Origin of the sequence: Peptococcus simiae, assembly GCF_046097595.1 — a bacterium.
In the GTDB taxonomy this organism is placed as follows: domain Bacteria; phylum Bacillota; class Peptococcia; order Peptococcales; family Peptococcaceae; genus Peptococcus; species Peptococcus simiae.
This window is the reverse complement of record NZ_JBJUVG010000012.1, coordinates 48,191-57,225: the sequence shown is the minus strand read 5'-3', so window position 1 is coordinate 57,225 and position 9,035 is coordinate 48,191. Positions and strand designations below refer to the sequence as shown.

Genomic DNA, 9,035 nt, shown 5'->3' with positions numbered 1-9,035 from the left:
TTTCTGAACGAAACAACTATTTAAATATAGCACATCGTTTTTGTTCTGTCAACAAGATTTTTCACTTTTCTTGCGACCGACTTTTGCGATGTGCTAATCATTATAAAAGATGTTTTTATAAATTGCAAGCCTCGGAGATGAAAGAAAAGAAAAAATCTCCTTCTTGAAGACAAGAAGGAGATGAACTAATCTATGCTGCCCTAGAGCCGGTCGCTTTGGGTATCAGTATACCGGCTACGCTGGTCAAGGGTAATGTGTCCATCCTCTGTTTTAAGGCGGAGAATGTTGCGGGGGTTATCCCCAACGGCGCCCTTCCAGGCCTGCTTACTCTTTTCGCTGATATCCGGTTTTTTCCAGTAACGCTTTGCATAGTTGACTTGGACATCCCCTTGGCTTTCTGCTGTGGCTTCGACCAGGAGGGACCAGGGCAGGCGCTTGGATATGGCGGTGATATGGCCGCTAACCGTTTGAATATCGGTAATGCCTTTAAAGTTTGGCGTGTAGAGGAAGACATCCCCTGTCTGGTTATCAACAGTCAGCTGCTGAACTTTGTTGTTCCGCAGGACCAGGCCCCCCCGGTCTGAGGCCAGACTAAACTGGCTGATGCGATTGTCTTCAACCCGCATGGGGCCATCTGTGCTCTCTACTTTAGCGCTGTTGGCATTGATGTTTTTCAAGACGATGTCGCCGGCACCCTTTTGGATGGCCAGGTCATCGGTCCGCAGGTGGTCAATGGTCATGCCGCCTTGGTTCGCACTGATCCGCACCTGGCGGAGGTCCGCTTCCGGTAAAAGGATGCGGAGGGTCAGGGGCTTGGCTGTCCGGCCTTCTTCTTTGGGCTGGTAGGTCACTTGCACCCGACCGTCTTTAATATCCGCCATCACTTTTTCATCGGTATAGTTCTCACCATACAGGTAAGCCGTCGGCTTTTTGATGGATGAGGTCATACCCAACTCGAGCTTGGCATCGGCGACATCAATGGCCAGGCGGTCGAAATCCCGGTTGGAAACGGGTATTTCCAACTGGTAGGGGGCTTTTACTTTATCAAAGGCGCCGGCTGATTGGTTAAAACTTAAATTCAAAGCTATAAAAGCAACCAAGGCCAATAAAGCGACCACAAGGAGGCCTATCCAAACAAAACGTAATTTGTGGAGTATTATCCTGGCTCTCGCGTCCAAAGCAAAACCTCCTATCCATCCCAATACGCGCAACCGCCAATGCTGTCTAAGTCTATTCTACACGTGAAGAACCTTTCCTGCAAGCATTAAGAAAAAAATCAGTCCTCCGCTTCAGTCCCCTGGTAAAGGGGGAGGCGAACGGTGAAGATGGTCCCTTCCCCAAGCTGGCTGGACACCTGGATGACCCCGTCATGGGCGTCGACCAGACCCTTGGTAATAGCCAAGCCCAGGCCGCTACCGCCGGTATCCCGCGCCCGGGAGGCGTCGGACCGGTAAAAACGATCGAAAACATGGGCCAGGTCCTGGGGGCTCATGCCCAGACCGTTGTCTTTAACGGTAATGATAAAGTATTTGTCGTCCGCTTCTGCAGCCAGAGTCACCTGGCCGCCATCGTTGGAGTAGCGCATGGCATTGCTCACCAGGTTGAGGACAATTTGCTTTAACCGCTCAGGGTCGGCATAGCAATAGGGCAGGTTATCCGGGGTATCGATGGTCACCTGGATATCCCGGGAGGCGGCTTCAGCGTCAAGCAGGACGAAAAAGTCCGCAAAGAAGGACTTGAAATCAATGAGGGTTTTCGAAAGGTCAATATGGCCGGCATCCAGCCGGGAAATGCTCTGGAGCTCCTTGACCAGGTTGGTCATCCGGAGGACCTCATCATAGAGGGCTGATATTTCCACCGGCGACAGGGACTCGGTGCGGAGCAGTTTGTTTTCCAGGGAGGCGGCAATGGCAGTGAGCGGGGTCCGGAGTTCATGGCTGACATCGCTGAAGAGCCGGGTCCGGGCCTCGCTGTTTTTTTCGATTTCCAGGCCCATTTGGTTAAAGGCAGATGCCAATTCGCCAATTTCGTCATCAGAGTAGACCACCACCGGCACAAAGTGGTCACTCTTGCCCATCTTGCGCACATTTTCAATAAGCTTGCGCAGGGGCTGGACCATATTTTGCGATAGAACCAGGGCAATAATAAAGGCGATGAGGTTGGTCGCCAGGATTCCCTTGATGACTGAGTGGCTGACATTGCGGATAAAGCTTTCTTCCAGGACCCAAAACTTGTGGTCAAAGTAGTCCACCGGCAGGAGGTAGCCGATGACCTCCTCCCCCCTTTCCAGGGGAAAGCCGTGATTTAAAAGGGAAGAATCGACCGTCAGGCCGATGAAGTTTTTCTGAGGATGGACCAAAATCTGCCCGGACTGGGAAACCAGGACAATGGGCCGCTGATAAGCCTGGCCGAGGGACATGGTCCGATCCGGCTCCTCGCTGACATTTAACCGCTCGACCCCCTCCCAACTGTTGTCATGGGTCTCGTAGTAGTCCATAAAAATGTCATACCATTCGGTTATTTCCGACTGGCGAGTTTCAAATAAAAACTGGTCAAAGGACCGGGTGGTGCTATCGATGGTTAAGCCGCCAATCAGCAGGCCGCCTATGGTTACCACCGAGAGCAGGACAAAGCTAATCTTCTTGGATAGGCTCATACTGGTCCCCAAACTTATAGCCTAGCCCGTAAACGGTCTGGATAAAGATCGGTTTTTGTGGGTTCGGTTCGATTTTTTTCCGCAAATTACTGACATGGGTATCGATGGCTCGTTCATAGCCGGCATAACTTTCGCCCAGGGTTGCGGTCAACAGCTGCAGGCGGCTGTAGGGCCGGCCGACATTTTCCGACAGGGTAATGAGAATGGCGTATTCCGAGGGGGTTAAGTCCACTGTTTCATCATTGTAGCGGACTTCCCGCCGGTCCAGGTTAATCTTAAGAGGGCCAAAGACCCGGACATCTTCCAGGTGGTCGGCCACCGGCCGGCTGCGCCGGAAAACAGCCTTGACCCGGGCATTCAGTTCCCGGAGGGAGAAGGGCTTGGTGATGTAATCATCTGCGCCCAGCTCCAGGCCCAGGAGCTTGTCTATTTCTTCGCTTCGGGCGGTAACCATAATAATCGGGGTCGTATGCTCCTTGCGGATGGTCTTGCAGACATCAATCCCATCCAGCTTGGGCAACATCAGGTCTAAGATGACCAGGTCCGGTTTTTCTGCATCAAAAAGGGTTAGGGCCTCTTCCCCATCTCTGGCTTCGACCACCTTGTAGCCTTGGTCTATAAAATAATCGGTTATGTTTTGACGAATGTTTTCTTCATCCTCAACAACTAAAAGTTTCTCCTGCATCCAATCATCCTTTCATCAGCTGCCTGTAAAGGCCTCTTTCCGCCTATGGGCGATGGCCAGGTGGTAGTAGTCCAAGAGCTGCTGGCTGCTCACTGTCCAGCTGTAGCCTTCCGCATAATGCCGGGCCGCCACAGACATGGTCTTGAGCCGGCCGGCATCCCGGAGACCATTAATCTTTTCCATTAAATCATCTGTATTGGTGAAGGAAACCAGATAACCGGTTTCGCCATCTTTAACCTGTAACCGCATGGTGGGCGTGTCCTGGGCCAGGACCGGTAAACCGGAGGCCATCCCCTCTAAAATAACCAGGGCCAGGTCGGCCTTGTCGCTGGGGTAGACCAGGGCATCTGCCGAGGCATAGGCCTGGGCTAAGGTTTCACCACTCAGCTGGCCTGTAAAAACAACCTGGTCGCTCGGCAAGAGCTTGCGCAAGTGGCGCAAGTAAGGCCCATCGCCGATAACGGCCAGGTGGATATCCGGTGCCCGCTGCAAGAGGCTTTCCAACCGGTCGATTTGCTTTTCTTTTTCGACCTTGCCCACAAAAAGAAAAAGCAGGCCCTCCTCATGGCCCCCGGTTAACTGCCGCCGCATGGTTTCATCTGCATGCCGGGGGTGGAAGTGGCTCGTTGAAACCCCTACTTTTAAACAGGCAACCCGCTCAATCCCGTGGCTGCGCAAGACGTCCCGCCACTTGACCGAGGTCGCCAGGTTGATATTGGCCAGGTTGTGGAGTCGGCGGATGATTTGCCAATAAAGCCGCCCCAAGGCTTTCAGACCCAGGCGGTGTTTCTTTAACCATTTATCTATATCAAAGTGGTGGCTCATAACCAGGGGAATACCCAGCTGCTTGACCATCAGGGCCCCGCAAGCCCCAAAGAGGCTGGCATTGACGATGTGGACCACATCCGGTTCCAACTCATAAATGAGCCGCCGTAGGGGGAGTGACACCCGCTTCCAGCGAACCGCCCGCCAGAGGGGGATGTCATACCGGCCCAAGCTAACGATATCTGCACCTTCAAATATCCCTGACTGTCCCGCTGCCGTTATTACTGTTACGTCATGACCGGCTTTCTTGAGATAGCGTATCGCCTCCACGAGACGCGTGACTGTACCATTTATGGAAGGATAGAAGGTCTCAGTAACAATGAGAATTTTCATTTCTGTCGCTCCTACCAAAATATATCCCTTATTTTTGGCCCGCCAAGAGGCGCGGCCCTCACAGATAAGTATATCAAAAGCCCTGCAGAACAACAAACATCAGTATAGTTACAAAGCCCGGTCTAACGCCTTTTCTGCTTTTTTCTCGCCAGTCTTTTGATAGGCAAAAGACCCCCGGTGTTACGATTATTTTTCAGGGCCAATGGGATAAAAAAACCGCCAACCAAGTCCGGTTGGCGGATAAATCCATTGTAGATATGGGTGCTGGTTATCTCTTGGAGAACTGCGGTGCACGACGGGCTTTTTTAAGACCGTATTTGTGACGTTCTTTCATCCGCGGGTCACGGGTTAAGTAACCGGCACGTTTTAAGGCCGGACGGTAGTCCGGATCTGCCTGCAAAAGGGCGCGGGCAATCCCCATCCGGATAGCCCCGGCCTGGCCGGTGCTGCCGCCGCCGGTGGCATTGACGCGAACATCAAAGCGGCCGGTGGTTTCGGTTAATTCGAGGGGTTGCATAACAATCATTTCTAAGGTTTTAAGGCCGAAGTAATCGGACATTTCTTTGCCGTTAATCGTCACATTGCCATTGCCGGGAACAAGATAGACACGTGCAACAGAGCTTTTGCGACGACCAGTGCCGTAGTATTGAATCTGAGCCATATAGGTCCCTCCTGTTCTTACTTATCTAAAACGATTGGCTGTTGCGCAGCATGCGGATGATCGGCACCATCGTAAACTTTCAGTTTGCCGAACATTTTCCGGCCAAGACGATTGTGCGGGAGCATCCCCTTAACGGTGCGTTCAAACATGAAAGACGGTTTGCGTTCTTTCAGTTCGCCGTAAGTAACGGATTTTAAACCACCGGGGTGGCCGCTGTGACGGTAGTATTTCTTTTGGCTTTCTTTTTTACCCGTTAAGACAACGTCTTTAGCGTTGATAACGATAACAAAGTCACCGCAGTCAACGTTCGGGGTGTAAGTCGGTTTATGTTTACCGCGAAGAATAGCTGCCACTTGGGTAGCAACGCGGCCTAGGGGTTTGCCTGCGGCATCGATGACATACCATTTACGATCGACCTCGCCGGCTTTGGCCATGTAGGTTGTACGCATTATTTATCCTCCTTGATACGGAATCTCATGTGTGTTTGTGACTATTCACCATGTGATCCGGGGCTCTGGATCTGTCATCGGTGGTAATCATACCGTACTATCATATGACTTTACCAGACAAATGTCAAGAGGATATTGCTTTTTTACAAGCTAATCTTGAAGCCAGTCCGACAGGCGGGCCATTTCCGCATCAGTGCTGACAATTTGCGACAGGGGCGAGATGGTAGCATAGCCGGCCCGGACGTAGTACAGGTCGGTTTCCACTTCCAGTTCATCCGGATAACGGTTACAAATGCGGATGTGCTCCTCTTCCCCGAAAGATCCCACCCACTCATATTCATCGGTGATGTGGGCATCGCAATTGATGGCCTTTAGGCCCTTGATCTGGTCATAGGGTAGGGCCGGCGTATTAACGCTTAAGACGGTCCGGCCGGCAAAGTAACTGGTCGGCAGGGTCTCCAACAGGTTAAGCACCACCTCTGCTGCCGTATCAAAGTAGATATGCTGGCCGGCAATTTGAGCCGAAACAGCAATGGCCGGCTTTTCCAGCCGGGCCGCCTCCAGGGCGGCGCTGACGGTGCCGGAATAGGGCACGTCCCCACCAACATTGACCCCGAAATTGATGCCGGACAAGACCAGGTCGACATCCTGGAGCAGGTAGCGGAGGCCTACCCGGACGCAGTCGGCCGGGGTCCCTGAGACGCTATAAGCCGGGGTCATCAGGGAAGGAATCTGCACCTTTTTCAAGGCCATAGAGCGGAAGAGGGTAATGGCCCGGCTCTTCCCGCTTTGCTCCACTTCCGGGGCAATAATACTCAGCCGGTGGTCTGTTTTTTCCATAATATGCCTGGCCAGGGTGGCAATGCCCGGGGCAAAAATCCCATCATCATTGGTCAGTAAAATATGCATCAGTGGCCTCCTTCTAGGCTTTACAAGAGGTAGAGTCTATCCTGGACCAGGGCTTCACCAACCCAGGTCCGGTCGATATAGCTAATGAGCTTATCCATAATTTGGTCTGCCTGGGCGTCGGTGCCGGCCAGGCCCGTTAGGGCCAGGGTCGCCCGCTGCCATTTACTCCGGTCTCCTATTTCCAGGAGGGAAATGTTAAAGTGGTTTTTCAGGCCGGCCTTGAGGCTTTCCAGGGGCATCCGTTTTTCTTTGAGGCTGTGGGCCTCGGGCAGGTGGAGGTCCACTTCCAGGTAAAAGAGGGTCATGCCTGAATCCCGCGAATGGGGATTTGAGCCCGGACCGTCTCTATACTTTCCTTATACAGGCTGGCGATCCGGACCTGGGCCCCGGTGCCCAGGTCATGCTCAACAGTGCCCCAGGGGTTGACGACCAAAGAATGGGCCCAGCTGACATAGCCCCCGTCGGTTTGCCGGGCCGGGGCACAGGCCAAGAGCCAGCTTTGAGCATCCATGGCCCGGGCCCGCATCAGGAGCTCCCAGTGAAGGGGGCCGGTGCTGGGGTTAAAGGCCGCCGGGTAAATGAGACAGTCTGCCCCCTGGCGGACCATATCCAGGGCCTGGTCCGGAAAGCGGACATCAAAGCAGATACCCAGGCCAAAGGTCCAGCCCAGGGTCTCGAAGGTCGTGCTTTCCTCGCCCGGGGTCAGGACATCCGACTCCCGAAAATATTGCCCACCGGCGATATCAATATCAAAGAGGTGTTTCTTGCGGTGGTAGGCAAGGGGCTCGCCTTGGGCGTCGAAAACAAAGGCTGTATTATAAATTCGCCCCGCCTTGTCCTTTTCCGGGATGGACCCGCCGACGATGACCATCTCCAGCTCCCTGGCCATGTTGGATAAAAAGGTCGCTGTTTTACCGGTCCGCCCTTCAGCATAGTCAGCGAAGACAGCGGTATCATAGGGGGTCGTCCACATTTCCGGCAGGACGACAAGCCGAGCCCCTTTGCCGGCTGCCTCCCGCAGGCCCAGGGCCGCCTTGGTCAGGTTTTCATCCTTGTCGGCCACCACCGGCAGCTGCAGCAGGGCCACTTGTAATTTGTCCATACAAAATACACCTCTCATTGACTGGATATTTACATGAAAAAGAAACGACGCACCAGGGGCACGCCGTTATCTTTTTTCGTGGATTTCTGTGACTAAAAATTTCTTAGTAAAGCCGCCACGGCGGGCCCGTTTGTCCAAGCGGATTTGCTCTAGGTCCTGAAAGGACAGGTCATGGGCTTCACAAATGGCGTAAATGACTTCTAAGACATCTGCCAGCTTATCAATATCCTTGCTGGTCTGGTACTCAGCCAATTCTTCATCGAGTTTTTCATCCAAGGCGTCTAAAAAAGCCTGGTCGTCATCTATCACTTCATGCACACACTTGTCGCCGCCGGCAACGATGGCCTCGGGGACCCGGTCCCGCACCAATTTATTATAAATTCGTTTGTCCATGATACACCTCTTTTGCTCAGTTTTATTGTAGCCAGTATACCATATTCGCCCGCCATAAAACAGTAGCCGGCCTATCTTGACATGATTTTACCCCAATGATAGCATAATTGTATGAGAGAGGAGGGAGACCCATGCGGATTGGCTTTATCGGCGACTTACACATTGACTATAACACCCACCATGACTTCCTGACCGCCCTGGCCCAGGCCTGCGACCAGTTAGACCTGGATACCATCGTCTTTTGCGGGGATACCCTGACCGGCGCTGAAAAGGCCCTCTCCTTTTATGGCCGCTTGCAGGACCGCACCCAGACCCGGGTCTTACAAATTCCCGGTAACCACGAGCTTTACTGCTTGTCGGAAAAAAACAAGACCAGCCTCTGCCTGGATGCCGATGAATACATGGACCTCATGCTCAACGATGAGGCCACCTCCCTTTTTAAAAACCCCATCGTCCACGGGCAGTGGTGCATTATTGGCGGGCCCAGCTGGTATGACTACTCCCTCCACCGGAACTACCGGCGGATGGACGCCATGGCCAAGCACCGCTTTCTCCGGCGCAATCCGGAGTATAAGTACCTGCAAAATACTGACCAAAACCCCTTTATCAACGAAAAAATCACTGCCAGAAGCCTGATGCTCATGGAACGCCAGCTGCGGACCATCCGGGAGCGGGCCCACGGCAAGGAATACAAGATCTGTTCCGCCATCCACATGCTGCCCTTGGCTGAAATGTACAAGAGCAGCCATGTCTGGGCAACGACGGTGGCCTTTATGGGCAGCAAGTACTACGCCGAATTATACGAAAGTTACGGCGTAGACCTCTGCATCTGTGCCCACTCCCACATCCGCCGGACCCTCATGAAAAACGGCACCACCTATGTTAATGTGTCCCTGGGGCACAACTTCAAGTGGAAGTATAAGACCGACCTGTTAAAGGAACTCTTAGACACCATCTATGTTTTAGATATTTAAGCCGCCGCCTGGCGGTTTTTTTATGCCAAAGCCCTATCCAGCCCCTAT

Annotated in this window: 11 protein-coding genes; 1 reads left to right on the top strand and 10 read right to left on the bottom strand. The window is 53.0% G+C overall.

Annotated elements, in window-relative coordinates; all coding sequences use genetic code 11:
* Positions 1 to 200: 200 nt before the first annotated feature.
* The 10 genes from ACKQTC_RS07900 to ACKQTC_RS07855 form a co-directional block, all read right to left on the bottom strand.
* Positions 201 to 1,082 (bottom strand): DUF4097 family beta strand repeat-containing protein, encoded by an 882-nt coding sequence (locus tag ACKQTC_RS07900; RefSeq protein ID WP_408977902.1) that lies wholly within the window; start codon positions 1,080 to 1,082, stop codon positions 201 to 203.
* 194 nt (positions 1,083 to 1,276) lie between these two features.
* Positions 1,277 to 2,656, bottom strand: coding sequence for a sensor histidine kinase (locus ACKQTC_RS07895; protein WP_408977901.1), 1,380 nt, complete (start codon positions 2,654 to 2,656; stop codon positions 1,277 to 1,279).
* Positions 2,634 to 3,341, bottom strand: coding sequence for a response regulator transcription factor (locus ACKQTC_RS07890; RefSeq protein WP_408977900.1), 708 nt, complete (start codon positions 3,339 to 3,341; stop codon positions 2,634 to 2,636). The genes ACKQTC_RS07895 and ACKQTC_RS07890 overlap by 23 nt, the downstream gene beginning before the upstream one ends.
* Before the next feature lie 15 nt (positions 3,342 to 3,356).
* Entirely contained in the window at positions 3,357 to 4,499 is a 1,143-nt protein-coding gene (locus tag ACKQTC_RS07885; RefSeq protein ID WP_408977899.1) for a glycosyltransferase, read from the bottom strand.
* 268 nt (positions 4,500 to 4,767) lie between these two features.
* Entirely contained in the window at positions 4,768 to 5,160 is a 393-nt protein-coding gene (gene rpsI / locus ACKQTC_RS07880; protein ID WP_408977898.1) for a 30S ribosomal protein S9, read from the bottom strand.
* Between the two features lie 17 nt (positions 5,161 to 5,177).
* Positions 5,178 to 5,609: a 50S ribosomal protein L13 gene (gene rplM / locus ACKQTC_RS07875; RefSeq protein WP_408977897.1), complete on the bottom strand. Its 432-nt coding sequence runs from the start codon at positions 5,607 to 5,609 to the stop codon at positions 5,178 to 5,180.
* Positions 5,610 to 5,759: 150 nt separating this feature from the next.
* Complete coding sequence (gene surE / locus ACKQTC_RS07870) at positions 5,760 to 6,518, bottom strand: 5'/3'-nucleotidase SurE (RefSeq protein WP_408977896.1); 759 nt, start codon at positions 6,516 to 6,518, stop codon at positions 5,760 to 5,762.
* A gap of 20 nt (positions 6,519 to 6,538) precedes the next feature.
* Positions 6,539 to 6,823, bottom strand: a complete 285-nt coding sequence (locus ACKQTC_RS07865; RefSeq protein ID WP_408977895.1) for a DUF503 domain-containing protein — start codon at positions 6,821 to 6,823, stop codon at positions 6,539 to 6,541.
* Complete coding sequence (locus ACKQTC_RS07860) at positions 6,820 to 7,620, bottom strand: carbon-nitrogen hydrolase family protein (protein WP_408977894.1); 801 nt, start codon at positions 7,618 to 7,620, stop codon at positions 6,820 to 6,822. The genes ACKQTC_RS07865 and ACKQTC_RS07860 overlap by 4 nt, the downstream gene beginning before the upstream one ends.
* Positions 7,621 to 7,686: 66 nt before the next feature.
* The gene (locus ACKQTC_RS07855; RefSeq protein WP_408977893.1) at positions 7,687 to 8,013 is read right to left on the bottom strand and encodes a phosphoribosyl-ATP pyrophosphohydrolase; all 327 of its coding nucleotides are present in this window, start codon (positions 8,011 to 8,013) and stop codon (positions 7,687 to 7,689) included.
* A 131-nt stretch (positions 8,014 to 8,144) separates the two neighbouring features.
* Between ACKQTC_RS07855 and ACKQTC_RS07850 the strand changes: the two genes are divergently transcribed.
* Positions 8,145 to 8,987: a metallophosphoesterase gene (locus tag ACKQTC_RS07850; RefSeq protein ID WP_408977892.1), complete on the top strand. Its 843-nt coding sequence runs from the start codon at positions 8,145 to 8,147 to the stop codon at positions 8,985 to 8,987.
* Positions 8,988 to 9,035: the final 48 nt, after the last annotated feature.

Excerpts from the sequence above, each read along its gene's own strand:
- ACKQTC_RS07895 (WP_408977901.1), bottom strand. The coding sequence starts at position 2,656 with ATGAGCCTATCCAAGAAGATTAGCTTTGTCCTGCTCTCGGTGGTAACC.
- ACKQTC_RS07890 (WP_408977900.1), bottom strand. The coding sequence starts at position 3,341 with ATGCAGGAGAAACTTTTAGTTGTTGAGGATGAAGAAAACATTCGTCAA.
- ACKQTC_RS07885 (WP_408977899.1), bottom strand. The coding sequence starts at position 4,499 with ATGAAAATTCTCATTGTTACTGAGACCTTCTATCCTTCCATAAATGGT.
- rpsI (WP_408977898.1), bottom strand. The coding sequence starts at position 5,160 with ATGGCTCAGATTCAATACTACGGCACTGGTCGTCGCAAAAGCTCTGTT.
- rplM (WP_408977897.1), bottom strand. The coding sequence starts at position 5,609 with ATGCGTACAACCTACATGGCCAAAGCCGGCGAGGTCGATCGTAAATGG.
- surE (WP_408977896.1), bottom strand. The coding sequence starts at position 6,518 with ATGCATATTTTACTGACCAATGATGATGGGATTTTTGCCCCGGGCATT.
- ACKQTC_RS07865 (WP_408977895.1), bottom strand. The coding sequence starts at position 6,823 with ATGACCCTCTTTTACCTGGAAGTGGACCTCCACCTGCCCGAGGCCCAC.
- ACKQTC_RS07860 (WP_408977894.1), bottom strand. The coding sequence starts at position 7,620 with ATGGACAAATTACAAGTGGCCCTGCTGCAGCTGCCGGTGGTGGCCGAC.
- ACKQTC_RS07855 (WP_408977893.1), bottom strand. The coding sequence starts at position 8,013 with ATGGACAAACGAATTTATAATAAATTGGTGCGGGACCGGGTCCCCGAG.
- ACKQTC_RS07850 (WP_408977892.1), top strand. The coding sequence starts at position 8,145 with ATGCGGATTGGCTTTATCGGCGACTTACACATTGACTATAACACCCAC.